26 protein-coding genes and 1 other RNA gene are annotated in these 19030 nt (G+C 50.4%); all 27 read right to left on the bottom strand.

Annotated elements, in window-relative coordinates:
* Positions 1-372, bottom strand: a complete 372-nt coding sequence (locus KO512_RS16560; RefSeq protein WP_215953459.1) for an HI1506-related protein — start codon at positions 370-372, stop codon at positions 1-3.
* A 66-nt stretch (positions 373-438) separates the two neighbouring features.
* Positions 439-1332, bottom strand: coding sequence for a Mu-like prophage major head subunit gpT family protein (locus KO512_RS16565; protein ID WP_215953460.1), 894 nt, complete (start codon positions 1330-1332; stop codon positions 439-441).
* Between the two features lie 39 nt (positions 1333-1371).
* Positions 1372-1758: a hypothetical protein gene (locus tag KO512_RS16570; RefSeq protein WP_215953461.1), complete on the bottom strand. Its 387-nt coding sequence runs from the start codon at positions 1756-1758 to the stop codon at positions 1372-1374.
* On the bottom strand, positions 1755-2888 hold the full coding sequence (locus tag KO512_RS16575) for a phage protease (RefSeq protein WP_215953462.1): 1134 nt from the start codon (positions 2886-2888) through the stop codon (positions 1755-1757). The genes KO512_RS16570 and KO512_RS16575 overlap by 4 nt, the downstream gene beginning before the upstream one ends.
* Positions 2889-2988: 100 nt before the next feature.
* Entirely contained in the window at positions 2989-4305 is a 1317-nt protein-coding gene (locus KO512_RS16580) for a KAP family P-loop NTPase fold protein (RefSeq protein ID WP_215953463.1), read from the bottom strand.
* Between the two features lie 184 nt (positions 4306-4489).
* Positions 4490-4957 carry a phage virion morphogenesis protein gene (locus tag KO512_RS16585; RefSeq protein WP_215953464.1) on the bottom strand — a complete coding sequence of 156 codons (468 nt, stop codon included), beginning with the start codon at positions 4955-4957 and terminating at the stop codon, positions 4490-4492.
* Complete coding sequence (locus tag KO512_RS16590) at positions 4957-6201, bottom strand: PBECR2 nuclease fold domain-containing protein (protein WP_215953465.1); 1245 nt, start codon at positions 6199-6201, stop codon at positions 4957-4959. Before KO512_RS16590 ends, KO512_RS16585 begins: the two co-directional genes overlap by 1 nt.
* Positions 6201-7784, bottom strand: coding sequence for a DUF935 domain-containing protein (locus KO512_RS16595; RefSeq protein ID WP_215953466.1), 1584 nt, complete (start codon positions 7782-7784; stop codon positions 6201-6203). Before KO512_RS16595 ends, KO512_RS16590 begins: the two co-directional genes overlap by 1 nt.
* A complete protein-coding gene (locus KO512_RS16600; protein WP_215953467.1) occupies positions 7784-9376 on the bottom strand; it encodes a terminase large subunit domain-containing protein in 1593 nt (530 codons plus the stop codon). Before KO512_RS16600 ends, KO512_RS16595 begins: the two co-directional genes overlap by 1 nt.
* Positions 9376-9927 carry a DUF3486 family protein gene (locus KO512_RS16605; protein ID WP_252735083.1) on the bottom strand — a complete coding sequence of 184 codons (552 nt, stop codon included), beginning with the start codon at positions 9925-9927 and terminating at the stop codon, positions 9376-9378. Before KO512_RS16605 ends, KO512_RS16600 begins: the two co-directional genes overlap by 1 nt.
* The gene (locus KO512_RS16610) at positions 9927-10223 is read right to left on the bottom strand and encodes a VpaChn25_0724 family phage protein (protein WP_215953468.1); all 297 of its coding nucleotides are present in this window, start codon (positions 10221-10223) and stop codon (positions 9927-9929) included. Before KO512_RS16610 ends, KO512_RS16605 begins: the two co-directional genes overlap by 1 nt.
* A 3-nt stretch (positions 10224-10226) precedes the next feature.
* A complete protein-coding gene (locus KO512_RS16615; RefSeq protein WP_215953469.1) occupies positions 10227-10538 on the bottom strand; it encodes a DUF2730 family protein in 312 nt (103 codons plus the stop codon).
* Entirely contained in the window at positions 10528-10752 is a 225-nt protein-coding gene (locus KO512_RS16620) for a TraR/DksA C4-type zinc finger protein (protein WP_215953470.1), read from the bottom strand. The genes KO512_RS16615 and KO512_RS16620 overlap by 11 nt, the downstream gene beginning before the upstream one ends.
* Entirely contained in the window at positions 10752-11156 is a 405-nt protein-coding gene (locus KO512_RS16625) for a 3TM-type holin (protein WP_215953471.1), read from the bottom strand. The genes KO512_RS16620 and KO512_RS16625 overlap by 1 nt, the downstream gene beginning before the upstream one ends.
* Positions 11153-11671: a hypothetical protein gene (locus KO512_RS16630; protein ID WP_215953472.1), complete on the bottom strand. Its 519-nt coding sequence runs from the start codon at positions 11669-11671 to the stop codon at positions 11153-11155. Before KO512_RS16630 ends, KO512_RS16625 begins: the two co-directional genes overlap by 4 nt.
* Positions 11672-11933: 262 nt before the next feature.
* Positions 11934-14201 carry an ATP-binding protein gene (locus KO512_RS16635; RefSeq protein ID WP_215953473.1) on the bottom strand — a complete coding sequence of 756 codons (2268 nt, stop codon included), beginning with the start codon at positions 14199-14201 and terminating at the stop codon, positions 11934-11936.
* 400 nt (positions 14202-14601) lie between these two features.
* On the bottom strand, positions 14602-15024 hold the full coding sequence (locus KO512_RS16640; RefSeq protein WP_215953474.1) for a Mor transcription activator family protein: 423 nt from the start codon (positions 15022-15024) through the stop codon (positions 14602-14604).
* Entirely contained in the window at positions 15017-15448 is a 432-nt protein-coding gene (locus tag KO512_RS16645) for a gp16 family protein (RefSeq protein WP_252735084.1), read from the bottom strand. The genes KO512_RS16640 and KO512_RS16645 overlap by 8 nt, the downstream gene beginning before the upstream one ends.
* 164 nt (positions 15449-15612) lie before the next feature.
* Positions 15613-15885 carry an HU family DNA-binding protein gene (locus KO512_RS16650; RefSeq protein WP_215953476.1) on the bottom strand — a complete coding sequence of 91 codons (273 nt, stop codon included), beginning with the start codon at positions 15883-15885 and terminating at the stop codon, positions 15613-15615.
* Between the two features lie 16 nt (positions 15886-15901).
* Positions 15902-15965, bottom strand: an RNA gene (locus tag KO512_RS16655) — hammerhead ribozyme type II.
* Positions 15965-16135: a hypothetical protein gene (locus KO512_RS16660; RefSeq protein ID WP_215953477.1), complete on the bottom strand. Its 171-nt coding sequence runs from the start codon at positions 16133-16135 to the stop codon at positions 15965-15967. Before KO512_RS16660 ends, KO512_RS16655 begins: the two co-directional genes overlap by 1 nt.
* Positions 16136-16144: 9 nt before the next feature.
* Positions 16145-16771: a DUF3164 family protein gene (locus KO512_RS16665; RefSeq protein WP_215953478.1), complete on the bottom strand. Its 627-nt coding sequence runs from the start codon at positions 16769-16771 to the stop codon at positions 16145-16147.
* Positions 16768-17025, bottom strand: coding sequence for a hypothetical protein (locus tag KO512_RS16670; RefSeq protein ID WP_215953479.1), 258 nt, complete (start codon positions 17023-17025; stop codon positions 16768-16770). Before KO512_RS16670 ends, KO512_RS16665 begins: the two co-directional genes overlap by 4 nt.
* Positions 17022-17294: a hypothetical protein gene (locus KO512_RS16675; RefSeq protein ID WP_215953480.1), complete on the bottom strand. Its 273-nt coding sequence runs from the start codon at positions 17292-17294 to the stop codon at positions 17022-17024. The genes KO512_RS16670 and KO512_RS16675 overlap by 4 nt, the downstream gene beginning before the upstream one ends.
* The gene (locus KO512_RS16680; protein WP_215953481.1) at positions 17287-17643 is read right to left on the bottom strand and encodes a hypothetical protein; all 357 of its coding nucleotides are present in this window, start codon (positions 17641-17643) and stop codon (positions 17287-17289) included. The genes KO512_RS16675 and KO512_RS16680 overlap by 8 nt, the downstream gene beginning before the upstream one ends.
* Positions 17640-18269 (bottom strand): hypothetical protein, encoded by a 630-nt coding sequence (locus KO512_RS16685; protein WP_215953482.1) that lies wholly within the window; start codon positions 18267-18269, stop codon positions 17640-17642. Before KO512_RS16685 ends, KO512_RS16680 begins: the two co-directional genes overlap by 4 nt.
* 13 nt (positions 18270-18282) lie before the next feature.
* A complete protein-coding gene (locus tag KO512_RS16690) occupies positions 18283-19020 on the bottom strand; it encodes an AAA family ATPase (RefSeq protein ID WP_215953483.1) in 738 nt (245 codons plus the stop codon).
* Positions 19021-19030 lie beyond the last annotated feature (10 nt).

Raw genomic sequence — 19030 nt, forward strand, 5'->3', positions numbered from 1 at the left:
TTATGCCTTATCCAGATCAGCGATGAAAACATCCCAAGCAGCATCACGCGCTTCAGCGGTGGTGCCTTTGGGATAAGCGCTGGCTTTAGGGCTGCCGTCTTCTTTCCAGAGGCTTTTGTCTTCGGTATCCAGCGTGCCGATATGAGCTACAAGCTCAGCGAGACGCTGCGCATCCACGGCCCCTTGCGCTTCACTATCCGCGGCTGTTTCGCCTTCCAGCAGTTCGGTGCGTCGATCGTTACGCAGCTGCTCCAATTGCGCTTCGGTAAAATGATCAACGGGGAACTCATTACGGCCCTGCTGAAAAACTTCACCAGCCCGGCGATAGCCCGTACCAGCGCTACATATAATGACAATCGTTGCTTTAGACATTGCATGGTTTCCTCTCAGGTAAGGTGATGGGCGTCCATGCCCAGCGGTGTTAGTTCAGGTCGCTTATCAGGCCAGCCAAGGCACCACGACGACTTCAACCGCTTTATAGTTGGTGTTGCTTTCGCCCTGGGCTTTGTATTCAGCTTCAACTACGGCTTTCGCGGCGGCGCGTTTGCTTGGGCCGACAATCAGCATGTTCGGCATAATGCCTAGCGGGCGACCCTTATCTGATTTAAGCGCCCCCATCGCGGCGATCGCGCTATCAAAGTTAGTGGTATCCAGTGCCGCTTTTGAACCGTAGGCCTGCTGCCAAAAACCAAAGCCTACGTTGCCCCGGCCATCGACTCCGTAGAGGTATTCATCTGCCATAAAGACGTGATCGGAATTACCGGCATCGGTTTTCGCTAGCAGGCGATAATCACGGCGGCGCTGATAGATCAACGGCTTAAGGGGACGGGTGGTATCCAGTAGAAACCAAGGGCTTTCTGACCCCGCCTGCAAGTTGCTGACAGATTGCTCCTGGCCGTCTTCGCCTACCGGATGGTCGGTATCAAAGAAATACTGGCCGTCATAGCAGGTTGTCGTGAAACCGGCGGCAAGCAGGGCAAAGATCAGCTCATCGGGGTGAGTTGATGAGGCGTAGCCCATATCCTGAAACTTAGGGTTGAGAATGCCGTAATTGTCGTCTTCGATACGTTCGGCCGGGATACCCTCGGTCGCTTCGAACTTTTTGTTTTTCAGCGAATAGTCATACACTTTCATGCGGTTGATCTGGCGATCGCCGATCCATTCGCGCAGGCGGCTAAACTCGCCGAGCCAGCTGTAATCTTCTTGGGCTGTCGTTGAGGGCACCAAGGTGGCAACTTTAGGCCAGAGTGGTGTGTAAGAGCTGCGGCCGATCTGAAACGCTGCGTTAACGGCGGCGTACAGCGCTTTAAGCGTGCTAGGGGTAATATTCATCGTGTGATCCTGTCCTTAAAATTAAGAGTTAAACCCGGCTTACTGCCCCAGATTTACCCAAACGCCATCGCCGTCCACCTGGATGATCTTGCCTGCTGGGTTACGGCTGTTGGTGTCATGCGAGGCCGACACGATGGCATCATCGACGAAGTAAGCGGTGGCCCCTACATCGGTCACGGCGATATCACCACTGTTGGCAAACTTGTGTTCACCCGCGACAACTTCGGCCAAGATGGTGCCGTTAGCGCCGGCGCTGTTATCCACTTCAAAGGTGGTGACGCCTGCGCTGATACCCGCCCCCGCGCCGTCGGTCACTGAGGTGAGATAACCGCTGACTAAGACGGCGGGCGTATTGGCGTTCAGCGTGACGCCGGTTTTAACTCCGTAGGCACGCTTACGGCCTAGGCGTTCTGCGATAGCGGTCATTGATTTAGCTCCTGTTTTGATTTGAGGAAGACGTCTTTATCCAGTCCGGTGGCGCTGAGCACCGCGAGATCTTCAGGCGTTAGCTCGTCGTCCTTCTGAGGTGCAGGCTTTTTACCGTCGGTTTGTTGAGCCTTTAGCGCCACCAGTGAGGGGCGGCTATCAAGCATCGCTTTTAGTGCAGCGACGCCTTGTTGTTCGCCAAACTGGGTGAGGTAGTCCTCTTCGGCGGCCAGCACCTTGCCTTCGGTTTTGGCGTCTTTCAGCAGTTGCTCTAGGCTGGCCTCATCAGATCCGGCTTTGAGCACGGCCATCTGTGTGACCAGGGCGTTGTAAGTGGCGGCGGGGACATACTTAGATAGATCGATGTCGCTATCTTTCGCTTTAAGCGCAGCAACCTCAGTGGTTAGAGTGTCTGAATTAGCGGCTTTTTTGGCCATTGCATCCAGCGCGCTCAGGGCCGCCGTGCCTTGTTCGTCGGTGAGCTGGTCGCCCTCTTTCAGCTCAATGCCGAGTTTGGCCAGCAGCTTACGCATCGCTTCGTTCATAACAGGATTCTCCTGGGGTTGGTTATCTTGGTTAGGGTGAGGAACGATTTGGGCGCAAAGGGCTTCGAGATCTTGCATGCCATCGATGCCTGCACGATTGGTCAGCGCTGCGCTGTGAATGAAGAGGGGTTCGCCGGTGCGTTTGTCGTAGGGAAAAACGGCAGACAGAAAGCGGTATTCCTTGCCTTTGATATATTCGAGGGCGCGGGCGGTCCAGGTCGGCTTAATCCATAAGCCAGAACCTTCCCGCCATTCCATATGCTCTTTAAACCAGCCGCCTGCGGGCGCAGGCTGACCGTTTTTATCGGCGTTGAGGGTTTGGTGCTCGTAATCAATAACCAGCTCGTTAGCGGCAGCTTGGGCAATTGAGATAAGGCGTTGTGCGATATCGGCGGTGAGCGTCCATTGGCCGCTGGGCACATCAAAGGGGCGGCCGTCGACGGCGCTGAACTGTCCGGCGGGTAGCAGCTGGCACCAACCCGCATCGGCGTCGTTTAGTTCAAACGACAGCGCAACAACGCCGAGATTAGCGGTGTGGGTGGCTGATAGTGCAGCAATTGAGTGAGGTAATTGATTCGTCTTCATGCCGCCAGATTAGCGGCATGGAGGGGGTAGTGGGTTTAACCTTCGTTAGATGTTTTATCGTAAAAAGCCAGACTGCAATTATGCCCTGCAAAACAGATACCTATATCTGCATTGTTAGTAAGCCTGCTAATACAGAAGATCTTATTGAAACTCTGCTTTTCTTAACCTTGTCTCCAAGATCTCCTGCAAGTCCTGTAGGGACATGCCTAGGATCAGCAAAACAGAAGAAGAGCTCCATCATAGCATCATAATCTTCATCTTTAGTTACTAGGTGTGAATATTTGAAGAACGTATCGATCTCATTGCGAGTAATTTGATCATAATAAACCCGTTGAAGAAGAGTCCTATCCTTCAAGAATATTACAGCGATACAACAACAAACAGCTGGAATTTCAGACAATCTGAATGAGGTTGTTTTAGACATAATAGCTATTACAACAGCAATTTTTTCAATGTCTCTTAGAGATAAATCGATGTGTCGGTGTAGCAGCCGGATATAAAATGCTATTTTATTGCTTCCAATCAATTCCACTTCACTTGCATGTATTATGTTCTCTAGCGCAAAGTGTTCGATTTCTGTGTCTGTCACATCGTAAGCTTCCCCTTTAGGAAGAGAAAAAGACAGATCATAAAATTTTCTTAGGTACGCCCCTGCATTCACGCCACTGCCATACCTGACCTTGACCGATTCATTCATCTGCTCTGAATTATTTACAAGCACAAAGGCAACGGATTTAGCAGTAAAAAGATGCTTAATCACCTCTAAAAGCTCTAGTGCAAAAGAGGGCCTACACCGATCTAACTCATCGACAATGATAACTAGTGGTTTTTTATCACCAGCTAAAGAGTTGGATAATAGTGTAAGCGTTTCACTCAGGTCATTGATTTCATCCTTTCTGGTTTGATAGCTTTCAAGGGAATCAGAAATAAATAAATCAGTAGCTTTGGACATTTCATCTGAAATATTAGCTTCCAAATTATCCATGGCTTTACTATCAAACATACCACCAGTCAGCACTTGTAGAGCGGTTTTCGACGCACCTTTTAACAGAGCGCCGCCAACAGCTTTGATATTGTCTTTTAAGCTTGTAAGTAATTCATCATCGTTTACTAATTTTTCCTTAGCAAAAGCATAGATTTCAGATGCCAGAAACAAAAAAGCATCACTATGAAAGTCTCCTTTGTATGCATCGATATAGATGTGAGGTACTGATACACTTGCCTCTTTTAATTCATTACACCATTTATAGATAAAGCTGGTTTTTCCATCACCCCACTGGGCTTCTAAAGAAATAACGAGTGGATCTGAACTACTGCAAATGATCTTAGTTAAAGTATTTGCAAAATTCTTCCTCTGGAAGATATCCTCTTTCTGGAAGGTTGCTTTCGGATTTGGCGGTTGAATTTTTAAGTGCATGAGTATTCCCTTACGATAAATTCTTCTATTCGACATCAAATATAATTATTTTGACTATAGCAAGTTATTAACCTCCCCCTAGGCGTTAGACCCGCGTTAGAAACAACATATCAATTTTCCACGCCCCATCATAGCCCATAGCCGTTGCAATCCCTTACAGCGCGGCTAAGGCGCTCGGCCCACCTTAGATATCACCCGCTAAATACTCGTTTAGAATATCGACCACTTCCGCCTCGTCATCGTCACTGAGCCCTAGGTATGGGCGCGCATCGATATTACGATCATCATCGCCGAATTGATGAGTGGCGGCGTAGGCTTCTGTGCCTGGGCCGGTGCTGACCCCCGCTTGATCGGCAGACCAGAAGGGGTAGATGGTATCGCGTAGGTGCAGACTCAGACCATGCAGGATCTTATCTGTCGGAGTGCTCTTGGCCACCTTACGTTTTAAAGTGGTGGCGGTGAGTGGTGCCCAGGCATTACCGTCGGGGTCTTCTTCATTATCGAAGTGGTCACGGGTTCGCTCTTCTAGGAAGGTGGCGATCTCCATCATGGCTGGCTTGGGGTCATCTACTTTGGTTAACAGCTTGTCTAGCAGATCTGCCACGGGCTGACTGTCATAGTCGATGCTGATAATGTCTTGAGTTCCGGCCATTAGTGTTCGTCTCGCTGATATAGCAACACGCCTTGCCGCAGCTGTTTTAAAAGGGGGTCGTTGCTTTGTGGCCCTAGCTTAGGTGTTAGTGCTATTTGGCCCGTCCACAATCCCTGACCGTGCTCAAAAGTGCTGACGCCTTGTGTCGCTTGTTCACCGCTTATCACCCAACACTTAATATAACGGCGCTTTAAACGATATTTGCCTGCTCTGGCGTGGTCGGGTTCTAAAATCGACCAGATCTCGTCCGGCTCGATTAGCGCCCGCGCTAGCAGCTTTATATGTCGACGGTAGTCATTATTCTTGGGTATGGCGTATTGGCCGTCAGCCTTCCTAAACAGATAGTCATTAATCACCAGCGGCTCCCCCAATACATCACGAAACACTCGTTCAGTGCCGCCAAATTCGCCCAAAAATGCCTGAACATATTGTGCATCGGTCAGCCCTTCAGGCATCACAGACTCTGCTAACACAGCCGTTGCCGGAGGCAGTGGCGGTTTAGCCACGGGGCCAATCGGCACCGGCTTTATCGTCGCGGGCCATTGTTCTTGTACTTGAGGCGTAGCTTGCCTAAGCCAGCTTTTACCCGGCGTGTGCTCAAAGCCGGGGTCAATACCTAAAGGGATCTGCCGTACTTCGCCGGTGCGCTTATCTAAATGTTCTTTATATTGGTCGATGGGGGCCGTATCTGGCCCAGCCTTACCCATTCGACGCATGGCTCGTTCAGACTTAGGAAATTTCTTACACTTGCAGCCGTAGCCGTTCGACGGGCTATGCGCACCCCAGAAAGGATCGTCGGACGCTAACACCAGATGATCCCAGGCTTTATGCTGCGGCCTGAAGTTCTCGGCCCCCGAGTGACGATACTCCATATAGGGGAACAGTTTTTTAAACCCCGGCTCTTCCGCCAGGGCTTCGCGCCCGGCGTTGTAGGCTTGGCGAATATTGGTCTCATAGATCAAACGTGAGCGCCAACCTCGGCTGCCGTTATAATCCCAGCCATGCTTTTCAACGATGGTGTCAAAGCGTTTTTGAAAGTCGCGAAGGGTTTCACCGTCGTTAATTGCGGCCTGAACGCCCGTTAGAAAGTCTTCAACAATGGCGGTCTTTTTGGCACCTGCCACCATAAAGGCGTGATCATGTTGCTGGCCGTAAACGTCGGCCCAGCCGCTAGTGGGCAGGGGCACCTTCTGCTGCAGATAATCGATCGCCTCTTTAAAAGGCTTGCTGCCGTAGGCGGGCATTATTCGGCATCCTGCAATAGTTCATAACGGCCCGCCAGCGCGGCGACGGTGAGCGCCTGACTCATTACCTCAGTCAGGTCGGCGTTATCCAGTTGTAGCGCCATCAGCTGTTCGCGCAGCTGCGTTAGGCTGTCGGCGTTGTCGACCAGCTGGCGCAGCGTATCTAACAGGTCGTCGGTGTGCTGGTCGGCCTGAGCTTGCACGTTATCAACCAGCGTATCGATCTCATCGTTGCTTGAGGGCTCTGCTTTTAGTGCGGCGAGCGCGACCTCTTCAGCACCTTGCGCTTGCGCCCCTAACGCTGGCCCGGCGCTTTGAGATAGCTGCAACACCTCTTCGCCTTCACTGGGTTGCGGAATTTTGGTCTTTTCATAGACCCAGCTTGTGGGGATTTTCATACCTAGAGAAACCAACCCGCTTAATGGCTGGGCGAACTGCTGCAGATCTTCCGGCTCGTTTAGATCGAACTCAAGCCGAGGAATACGGCGGGGGTTACGGAACGAGGTGCCGTTAAGCACATACATCGGGTAGACGACATCACGAGTGAGGGTAGCCGCCAGTGACTTCAAATCGGCATCGCGGATCTCTTGGCGCACTTCGTTATGCACATTACCTAGCGCGTTGGTTGAGCTTTTACCGTCGGCCTGACTGGTAAGCGTACCGCCTAATATCGCTTTAGATTGGCTCTTTTCGCACCAGGCTATCATTGCCATGAACGGATCACTGGCCCCATCGGCGGCTTTCTCAAACTCAATTTCCATCCCTTTAGGGATGATGCCACCGGCGTTATGGCCGATGCTCATGACCGCCCGCAACAGGGTGAGCTTTTCCCGTTCGCTGGCCCCTTCGGGGTATTTACCTAATCGCAACGGTAAGCCGTAGATCTCTAAGAACTCGGCGAGATCGCGCACAGAATAGTTTTTAAATAGAAACGGCCATGCCAAAACACGCACTAAACCCCGGCGCGCCAGATAGCCAGATTTAGCCTTTGCCTGATGGCTTATCCAACCGAACGGGCGTAGCGGCTCGCCCTCATAACTACCGTCGCGCAACGTCAGCTGATCGCGCTGATTGGGGTTAACCTGAAACCAGCTCGGGTCGCGCCATTCAACATCAGCAATAAAGTGGGTTTTATCTTCAAATGCCCAGGATAGCTCAAGATTAGAAAAACTTTTAAGGATGGCATCGCCGCAATCAAAAATAGCCTCATCCAGCCAAGTGGCCGAACGCAGCTGCTCTTCGATCATTTCAGCATCGCGCTGTTCGGCGGCGCTGGCGTTGGCTGGTGGGATAATATTCCAGTCTGGCCCCTGCATGGCTAAGCGACGCTTGCCGAGTTCGCTTTGTACGTGCGCGTCTTTCTCTTCGATATCTTCGGCCAGCTCGCATTGACGAATCAGGTTACCTTGCTCTGCCTCGCGCATAATGGTGGCCAGCTTGGCGGGGGTTAGCCCGCTAGAGGGGTGATCGCCATAGTGCCGGTGCAGCTGCGCTAACTTAGCATCGGCACTGGTTTGCGGCTCGACAAGATCGGACAGACTAAAGGGCTGCCCGTTAATATCAACAATGGAGGATTTAGCCATTACCAGGCTCCTTGTTCTGAAATACGGGGATAATCATTGTCGTCATCATCGGCACCGCCCCACGGGTCGGATTTACCGGGCAGCGGGGTAAAATCGATGCTGCCGCCTTCCATCCAACTAGCGCGGATCGCCATGGCTAAAGCCACCGCAAAATCGCCGTGGCGCTGTTGGCCATCGCTGCCGGTACCGCTGCCTTTCTCTATTTGAGGAATGCCGTTTTTAACCTGGATCTTATTCATATCCGATTGGATATCTTCGTGCCGAGGGATCTCTAAATTGCCGTCTTCAAATTCGGCTTTCAGTTTGGGCATCCATTCGCGATACCACGGCTGATTTAGCATCACGGCATCGACAATCTCTGTACCCCATTTAAGCCGAGCGGCTTCGGCGAGATAGCCGCCGTTACCGGTGGCATCGAATGCGGCGGCGGTAAATCGGGGCAAACGGGTGAGCAGGTAAAAGAGCACCGCGCGCTGGGTTTCATAGGGGGCGTTTGATAGTTCGACAACGAACGGCACCCGCTTGGTGAGATCTGGCCGGATGGTTAACGGGCAAAAGACGGACAAATCGCCTTTGCGGGCGAAGTCTTCCCCGAAAACGTGTCGATAGTTGCTGTTGAGCTTATCGAGCAACGGCTGTAATCCGTTTTCACACCATTCGGTAATGAGGCGGGTGCGCTCGCCTTCGGGCTTTAATTCAAAGTCTTTGGGGGCGGTCCAGCGAATGATGGGGATAGAACGGTCGGATACCATCGCCCGTTCAACCAGGGTGCGTTTGATATAGATACCGCTACCGGCTTTGGGCACGCAATAATATTCTTCTAGGGCGTCTTCTTCAGTAGCAGTGTCTTTTAATAGACCGGCTTTCCACTCATCCTCGGCGGTTTGACTCCACTCTTTGCGGGTTATTTGGCATATCCGCTGATAAAGCCCTTCGCGGCAGGCGTCGTCTAACGTGATGGTGTGCACGCTATAACGCTTTTTACCCGCTCGACTATCAATAATCAGCTGATTGAAGAGGTTTTCAATACCGTTGTGGGTGCTGATGATGCGTACTTTACTGCCCCACATGGTGAGAGCAAGCGCGGCTTTTAATAGCTCGGCTAGGCGCTCATGGAAAGCGGCCTCATCAATGGTGACGTTGCCCTGCATACCCCGCAGGTTAGATGGGTTACTGGAGAGCGCCTGTATTTTGAAACCACTGGCGAAGTAGATGGTGAAGGTAAGAATCTCTTTGCCGTCTTTACCATCTTCAATAAACAGCTCTTCTTGGATATCCCCGGCGGCTTTATCAAACGCGCGCGCCCACATGGCGGCAGCTTCGATGAATTCCCGCGCCATCTCTTTATTCGAGCCAACATAAAAGTGGTTACAACCGCCTTCTGGTTTGGCGGTGGCGGCGCACAGTGTGGCGTCGGCGGCCTCCGCCCAGGTGAGGCCGGTTCGCCGTGACTTCTCGGCAATCTTGAGCATCGACTCATCGGCGATCCAGCGTTTCTGATAGCCCAGTAATACCGCTGAGGCATCAAATTGCTGTAACGTCTGAAAGTCGCTTTCGGCGATAGCACCGAGGGGTTGCTGGTGAATGCTCATTAGGCGATCCCTAGAATCTGATCTTTAATCGCTTTCACACCCTCGCGGGTTAGCCCCTGTTGCTTAGCAACCGCATCGATGGCATCGGCCGCCTCTTCGGTGGCGCGCTTGCGGATCTCTTGCTCGCGTTTTTCGTTAACGCTGGCGGCTTGTTCTAGGTGCTTAATGGCTAGCGACAGCTCTTTGAGCATTTTCGGCGGCACCGGCTCTTCACCTTCACTGAGAGCGAGGGAGGTTTCAAAGGCCATGGTGCGGGTGAATTCATTTAGCAGCTTGCCGACTTGCCCCTGGGGTTGGTTGCCGAGTTTACCTATCCACATGTCAGCGATCTCGCGGGACTGGCGCATCTTGGCTCCGATCGCGTCCATGCGCATGCTGTAACGGTTAACCGCCGATTTACTGACCCGCTGTTCAATCCCTTCAGCGGCGAGCAGTTCGTTGACCCGTTGCGCCGTTTCGACTTGGCCGACGGCGGGGTCGCGCAATAAAGCGTGCAGGGCATCACGGATTTCGGCGGGTAGTCGGTCTATTGAGGATTTACGCGCCATCATTAGGCTCCCGGTCCTGGGCGCTTGACGCCCGGTACCACGGCGCGCCCTTGGGCGACATCGAGGCCGCGTTGGGTGAGGGTGACTACTTGAACGCTGTTTAGCTCTTCATAGCTAACGAGATCTTGCTCGGTTAACCAGGCTATTTCTGAATGAAGCTTGTCGCGGCTGATACTGTGGCCGTACATTCCTAGCCCTTGTTGTAGAATGCTGCTGTTGATTTTGTAATCGGTGTCTTCGGCTAACAGTCGCAGCAATACCAGCCGCCGGTCTTCTTGTTCAAACTTGGCAAATGGCATGGTTTACCCCTTGTTATTCATTAGGTAATCGTGAATTCGATCGACAGTGTTGGTTACCCTGTCGAGCTTGCTATCGAGTGCTGAATATTGAGATTGCAGCTTGGCGATATCTTCATGGGTGGGCGCGTGTTTTAGGTTCTCTTCGGCGGACAGTACGCGCCGCTCTAGTTCATCTTGGCGGTCATCTAGCGCTTTAATATCGCTGCGGTTTTGGTTGCGGCCGGTGCGAATCCAAACCGCCACGCCGATGCTGATGGTGACAATCCATTGCATAACGTCGAGCCAAAATTTGGCGGCGTCCCAGTTAACGTCCATGTTTTTGTTCCTCTATTAGCTGGCAATGAACGCAGCGGGCGGCATTAGGTTTGGCGGCTAATCGGGCGTGAGCGATAGGGCTGTCACAATCGATACAAATAATTCGGCCGTCTAGTGTTTGCTGTTCGGGTTCGGTGCGCTGCAGGGCGTTATCTAGCGCCGCTTGGCGATGCCGTATTTCCAGCTCTTTGGCTTCATCGAGAATATCGGGCACTAATCTTTCCTCATGACTTCGGTAATTTTAGGCACCACCTTTTCTGCGCTACGGCCTATCACATACCCACCCAGACCGATCTGCAGCAGCGTCCATGCTTGGTCTGCTAAACGAAACGCCGTCAACCCAAAAGTATCGGCAACAACTAATACTAAAAAGGTCAGCATGGTAATGGGTCGCCAATTGCGCTGTAGCCAGCTAGCCCCCTGTGCTTCGGCAGTAATTATCTTGGCTTGGGCTTCCACCAGCCGGGCTTCATAATCCATTACCTTCATCGCCATTTCGGACTGAACTTTAAACAGACCGGATTTAATCTGTAGGCGTTCTTCTTCTGAGGTGTGCAGCTCATCAATGAGATGAGTAACAGGCTCGATTAAGCCTGTTAATAAGCTCCAAGCGTTCATACGGGATAGGCCTCCCAGCACAACTCGAAGTGAGGGCCGTCAGGAAACGGTTTCTCATCCGCGTCCTTCTTGCGCTGTATATAGGCGTGATAGGCTTGCTCGGCGTTGTTGTAATGGTCGAGATAATCCCAGCAGCCGCCCCACTTAATGCGCACCCGCAGGGCTTCAGCCGCCGCCTTCATCGCATCAGCAATGGCAAAGTAATACTGCCAGTCCCAACTAACGGTGTTATTCACCCACGCCCCAAGATCAACCGCGTGGGCGATGGCACCCAATTCTGGCGCGTTTTTTGGCACCCGTGGAAGGTGACGTGAGTTTTTAGTTTGCGATTTCCCTTGGCGGACCATATGGCGCTGACGCTGTTCTGTGCGCAGGGTTTCAATAACGGTGAAGTCAACACTGCTGAGCTTTATTGCCGCTGCGACAACGGCGCGTAAATCGGGATGGGCGTCTTCCAACCGCTGGTTGGAACGGTGTCCCAACACGAATGGGCCACCGCTAGTATTTTCAGACATAAAAAATCCCCGTTAACCTGAAGTCCATTGATTTCGTAGGACTCCAGATTAACGGGGATCTAGCGAGGGCGGGTTTAACCTAGGTTAGATGTTTATAATGGCCCAGACTCTGCTCTTACATCAGTAGCCTTGAGAAGCATTTTTTGACACAAAGCAGACATTAACGCCTCAAACACCGGATTGGTGAAGTTGGCGGCTTTTTTGAAACAAAAAAGGGGGCAGCTTTACCAAGTCCGAGTGCTTTGACTTGTTACACGTTTTTTCAGAACGGCACATCGTCATCGAATGCAGGTTCTGGCTGTTGCTCTTCTGGAACAGGAATAGCGTCCGCTTGAGGGAATTCAGGCGGGTGATGCTCTTCTCTGTATGATCTCAAAAAGTCATCTCTATTATTTACTTTCATCAAAACTGGGTTTTCACAACTAGACCCTCTACCAAAGAACACTGCGTGGCGCTCTTTAACTGAAGACAAAGACTGAGCATAATCTTTTCCGATATAATTACCTAGAAAGTCCTTTCCAGTATCATCAAATGTACGCATAGCAAATATAGTGTTGCATTGGTTGAGAATAGTTTTCGTAACATTGGCGGTTCTTTGCGTAATGAGCAAGCAGCCAAGTCCAAACTTTCTTCCTTGGAGAATTGCTCTAGCTGTTCCACTGGTTGCGTGCTTGTCACCTTCTGCAACAACGGAGTTCCATTCAGGAACAAGCGAATGAGCCTCTTCATAAACTAAACAAACCTTAGCATTATCTGACATTTCGGCTGATAGAATATCAAGAACAGCCTCTGATACAATTTTTGTTATTTCTACGGGAGTTACACTAAATAGTGCTGCGCCTCGCTGCCACTGACCAGCAGCTTGAAAGCTGCCTGGCGCTCGATCTTGACGTGTTGCAACAAACTCTGCTGGGTTATATATTTTTAGAAGATGCCCATCTGCATTGTTAATGAACCCATTTAAATCTTCGAAAAATGCATTCTTCAAATTAGGTAAACTACCGCCTTGCTCCGGATTTTCTTGCCACTCATCTCGATCTTGATCAGTAGCTGCTCTTAGTCTTTGAAGACATGCTTCTTCATAGGGGGCATTATAATAATCCGATAATTCTGATGAATATTGATCTGTTAGATCTAGGCATACAACTTTTATTCCTTCTGACATCATCCTTTCTAGCAACTCTATGGCAAGCATAGACTTTCCCACACCAAGAATCCCAAGGATCGCAGTATTATGAGTTACTAAATGGTTGATATTTCCAATTTTCACTTGGTAATTGCTATTAGGAAAGTGGCCTACGGTGTCTGGTTCGATAGCGTAGTTTTCTTGTGCCTCAAGGTATACTGGTTCATTTATGTTAGGCAGCCAACTAAACTGAGTAAACTTTCTCCGATCTTCGTTCCAAATACCCACCTGCTGAGCTTGAGCTCGCAAATATCCGTAAGTATTTTTTTGATGAACAACCTCTTCTTTGGTCAAACCTCCAACGATTTGATAGAGAACTTTTTGATTTTGCACAATTACTGTAACAAGGCGCCCCTCTTCAACATTAGAATTATCAACGACCTCAAAGAACAACCTTTCAATTGAGGAGTCCGGTGCGACAATTCCGACTACACTATCTCGCTGCGTTAAATCTATGTTTTCTGATGCACAGATTTCTTGAAGATATTCATCCTCAATTACCGCGACAGAGTCGTTTGCAACAACTGATTCTAGTTCTTTATATTTACCCGCTTGGAGGCTTGCTATTTCAACTGACCGAGTCAGTACGCCATTATCTCGCCCGACTAAATCAAGTGTAAGAGCCAACTTAGAATTAGAATGTTTGTCTTTTACGTAGACGATCTTCTTAAGTGGTAAATCGTTGTCTTTAACTTGACGAAGTAGAATGATATTTGGCTGCTGGTAAGCAGCAATTTCTGCAACGCTAGATACGCGCTGACCAATCTTAGTTGTTTTTCTAATCCTGTTGAATGTCTTAACTACAACATCACCCGCCGACATAGCTACCGTGAGTAACATGGCAATAGATATTAGAATTAGTTCATTTGGCTTTCCTATGTGATAGGAATACATAGCAAATATAATAATTGGAGTATAAATAACTTGAGGTTTTGCAAATACCTCAAGGAATATCCGTATTTTATTTGAGACCTCTTGTATCTTCTCATCACCCCAATTATTCAGAATGACAGCTAGCAAGGCAAAGACTAAAACTGATGCAGATAAAAATGATACTGCAAAAAAAGCAACCTTTGTTTCTATAGACCACGTAGCCCAACTATTCACAAGCATTAGTGATACAAATGCAGGGACTGAATATGAGATAGCATCAACAGGTTTTACATAAAATGGGGTTACTATCTTCGAGCCAACAAGAACGCTCAGCAATGCGGCATAAAACCAGAAACCACTATCCCCTACTGGTGGGTATATATTACCGAATGCTATGGCGCAAATGATTAAAAGCAGAAGAAGATCTATCCCTAGTGATACGACCCTTTCTTTTTGGGAAAGTCTATTCATCTATGACATCCATTTTTTAGTTGATACTTCATGTTGTGACTGACGTGTAACAATTTATTATTGCGCCCATACAAGGTAGCAAAGCTTGCAAGCTCTGCTACCTTGTAAGGTACATTTATACCTAGAGACGAGTAAAAGATGTATCGCAGAAGCCGTAAGTATCAGGAATATGTGACTAAATATGCAAAGGCAAGGGCTGACAGAGAGGAAAAAGGATCAATGGTATTCATCCTGAATATCCGCCTGAGTTACCTGAGCTGCGCAGGTTAATCAAAATTACAGACTACTATACGGGTACTCCAGTTACCCATCGAATTTAACTATACCGCAGTAAACGTGTTGATTGCTACAGAACATGTATTGGTGAGGCTCTATTGAATGGAGCTAGAAACTGGGGGATTCAAAATAGTTCTGGCTGTATCCGTTTGCGATAGTATGCCTGCTGTTCTTTGATAATTCGATAGACGTGCGTTGCGGAAATCTTGTACTTGTCTGCCAGTTCGTCGGGCTGAACGCCTCGCTCGCTCCAATCTCGGTGCAGTTCGACATCGCGTATTGCCTTTTTGAGCGCGTCTAACTTGGGCAGGTAGAAGTAGCGGCCGCCGCAATACATCGATTGTTCTGCGAGAAGGGTGTGGCTGATTTTCTGAGCCTCTTCACCGGTATAGCCTAGCCGTTCCAGTGCCGCGCTGTAGATATCAACGAGGGCGGACAAATCGCGTGGCCATTTTTTTTGCACTTCGGGCGGGATCGCATCTAGATGGTTGAGTAGGTCGCTGGAGAATGATTCATCACCTAGCAAATCGCGCTGTTCTTCACTCATCGGTTGATGCTCTCTGTTTTGCCGCCTGGCGTCGGGCGTTAATTTCTAACGCGGCGACCAATTTATGTAACTGGTGAGGGTCTAGCCAGTCGACCTTTTCGACCTTAAACATGTGGGCGGCCATGCTGTGGGCGTAGTTCCAGTGTAGGCCGTTATCTGCTAGTAGGGCTTCTACTTTATTCATCAAGGCTCGGCGGCTTGCGCCTGGATTAGGCCGCTGCCCATAAGTTTGTGGTTTATTTTTAAAGCCGCATTTTTTGAGGTGACTGATGACCCATTTCAGTTCGTTGATGGTCATTTGAGCGCAGCTGTTTTTACCGGTTAATACGGCCAGCATCTGTCGGTAGGTTTCGTCATCTAGACCCAGCTGTTTTTTAGCGATGTGGATCTGAACTATGGCTGCTTTTCGTGGGTCTTTTGGCATTGGCTTCTGTTGCATCCTTCGTATTTATATCAATAAGAAATTAAGACTTTTTCCTATTTATCTAATTGCATCTGAATACTAGATTTTTAATATAACTTTCCATGTTTAAGTCCTGGCCACGGAAGGCCGATCCAGCCGCCCCGCAAGGGGCGGCACTCTTTCTTTTAATTCAACGCGTCTTTCAGTGCTTTCAGCGGTTTAAACTTCGCCACTTTAGCGGCTGGAATATCCATCGGGGCACCCGTTTGCGGGTTGCGGCCCGTGCGGGCTGCACGATCGCCTACGGCTAACTTACCTAGCCCTGGTAATGTCACCTCACCGCCGTGTATAAGTTCGGCGGTGGTGATGTTGCCCAACGCAACGAGCATGTGATCGGCCAGGGTTTTAGTGCAATTGCTGGCATTGGCAATAGCGTTAACAAGTTCTGCTTTGTTCATCATGGTTTCCTTTAGTTGTTAGCTGCTCATCAGTACCCAGCCGCTACGCTGGATAGACGCCTCGGTGAGGCGTTTCGCTTTATTCATCAGGCCGGGTGTCTGTTTCACCGAGTAACCAGCGGACGGCATCGCGGACGCCTTCTTCATAGGTGCCGTCGTCGTGATCGGTTTCACCGTGCATGACGCGTTCTTCTGCCCAATTCGCTAGGTCGAATATCTCTGCGTCAGATCGATCTACTTGAATACCCATAACGGTCTCCTAAAGTGCGGCTATATCGAGTGGAATCGGCTTCCAGCTATCGCTTTGGCCGATGCGTTCATATAAGCGGATATAGGTTTTGCTGCCGGTAATTTGAATACTGTCGGCGATCGCTTCCATCGCTTTGAGCCATTCGCGATCTTTGATATCCAAGCGGCGCAGACCTAGCACACGACCGGTGCTGATCTTGCCCTCTTTATCCACCTGAAAGGCGTGATCAACAAGCACTCGGATCTCGGCGGCAGAATCTTTAGCCCAACGATGAATACAATCATCAATCAGCTCTTTAGCGACCTGCAGCCGCTCGTCAAACAGCAGATGATCCGCAATTGAGCGCTGGACCTTATAGCGACCGTCATAGGTGGTGAGCGTTACATTGCCTTTTTTGCCCCCTAGAGCGATGTCGTACTCCATCGCGCTAAGGTCAACAAAGGCGTTGAGTTCATCCAGTGCATCTAGCTTGAATTTAGCCAGTAGGGTTTGGGTCTCTTTCGCCCGAATAACGAGCTTATTCACCAACTCATTACGGGTGAGATCTATCTGTTTTACTTTAGCCACCGGCACTAACCGGCCCGCTTGATCTTCAAGGTAGCCATCCGGAATGTGGCGCTGTTCAGGGTTACTCATGCCGCTTCTCCTGCGTTTGATTTAGGGATGCCTAGCGCATTAAATATTTCGTTAGGGCGGTTAATCGCGTCGTTTTGTGACACTGCGCGAGTGGTCGAACCGTTGTCGTAACGCTCTAGGTTGATGTTCACGTATTCCTCATTGATCACCATCGCTTTATGCGGGTCTGGGGTGTCGAAGTGGCTACGAGCTCCCCAGAAGATCAGCTGCTGTGCTTGCTGCGTCATCGGCAGATTAATAATCAAATAGTTCATGCATATTCCTCCCAACGGACTTGGCAATCGGCGACAAAGGCGACGCGTTCGGTGCGGCGGCTCCCTCCGTCGCTGTAATAACGGGTAATGGCGCTTTCAAGCTGCTCGCAAGCGCGGCCGGTGCGCACTTTTATTTGCGGTGATGTAGCTTCAATATTGACCGAGCAAACCGTCAGCCCGAGAGCCGCCAACGTATTGACCGCCAAGTTCACCTTGGCCAGCCGTTCTTTAATAAAGGCATTTTGTAAATCAACCTGAGCGTTAGTCATGGCTGTTCTCCTGACTTTCTGGATTGCGTGGGCAGCTTCTGCAGGCGCGATAGAGTGCAATGCGCTGCGGGTTGCTACTGATAAACGGCATTTGGCGCTGTTTTTGGCATTCGCCGCTATCGATCGTGCCTAAAATTGGGCACTCAACGGCGGTGCGGTAAGCCATTATTTTTTGTTCCATCCGGCGGATATTGGCTGGATATTTATTCGCTAGCAGGGTGCTGACCGAGGCCCGATCGATACCGATACAGGCGGCGGCTGCTTTTTTGCTGCCGGTTTCACGTACCAGTTGGGCTAGCACGCGGATAAATTCGGGAGGGTTATCACCCCACGCGGATACGTTATTCATTGAAGTTCCTCCGGATCTTCGGCGAACATCACTTTGTTAATGTTCGGGTCGTACACTGTTTTAACGCGCTGCACTTGGGGCGCCCGTGGGCCGGTATTCATGGCTGCTTTAAGACGGACACGCTCTAAGCGGTGCGGTGTACCCTTTTGTACAACTTGCAGATAACCGGCTTTCTTAAGCATCGACAGGTAAGTTTTTACATAGGCCAACTTCACATCTAGCCCGCTAGCCGATACGTGATTTTCTATCTGTCGGGCGTCCAATACGTCGAGAATGCGCAGGGTTCGCCACATCGCCTCTGATACCCGTCCTTGCTTCACTGGTTCGCCGTTGCGAGTGAGCCGAGGGGCTTCTAAGCCGTCATCTTTTACCAATCGATAGACCGCTTTTTTGAGATGACCCCGTGATACGGTTTCAACGTAGCCGCCAGCCTTTAAGCACAGAAGATAGGTTTGCACCGTGGCGATCTCGGCATTGGCGTGCTGTGCGATCGGCAGCACCTGAAACCCATCACGTTGAATACGCAATTGTTCCCAGATGCGTTGACGGGCACATTTACCGCCAATCATTTCTAGTTGAGCGGGCTTGCGGTGGCCTTCGCGTTCGATTACTGCAGTGGCTGTCATTATGCTGTTCTCCTTATAGTCGCCGCTTTGGAGCTTCGCCGGTGTAAAGCGCGGTTTTGCCCCAGACTGCGCGGTCAACCGATTCCCAGCCGCTGGTGAGGGCGGTGTCTTGGATCATTTCGAGATTAACCGCTACCCGGCGTACACTGCCGCCGGATAATTCAACGAGGTGTTCGAGTAGGTCATCTTCGATTTGCACTTCACCGGCGTATAACGGCACGAGCTTGCGGGCATCGGCGAGGGTGACGGGTTGTGCGGGCACCCAGCTGAGCACTCGGCCGTGAAAGCGTTCCCAGCGTTTCAGTTTGCTCGGCAGTTGCTCTTCACCGATCAGCAAGATGGGGGATTGGCTGGCTTCGTATAGGTCGCGGATTAGTTCGACCGCGTTCTTATCGACTAGATGATCCATCTCATCGACAATCAACGGGCGGCCGCTCATGGCGAGTTCTTGCGCCGCCTGATCCAGCATTTCAGGGATTGTTGCTAATGGCCTGATTCCCATTTCCGCGAGGATGGCGGCGAGGGTATGCTTTTTCGTCCAGACGCTCTTGGCTTGGACGTAATAGGCGCGGCGACGATTAGCGACGTAGGTAGCGGCGACTGATTTACCGAAGCCTGATGGCCCGTAAAGGCACACCATGCCGGGCAGGCTGCTGGTGCGTTCAATGGCTTTTTCTAACGCCACATCACACAGACCGATGTTGGCTATATTGGCGATGCCGCCGTTGACGTGTGGATTGATGCTTGTCATGCTTATATTG

The sequence above is a fragment of the Amphritea atlantica genome (assembly GCF_018860855.1).
Taxonomy (GTDB): Bacteria; Pseudomonadota; Gammaproteobacteria; order Pseudomonadales; family Balneatricaceae; genus Amphritea; species Amphritea atlantica_A.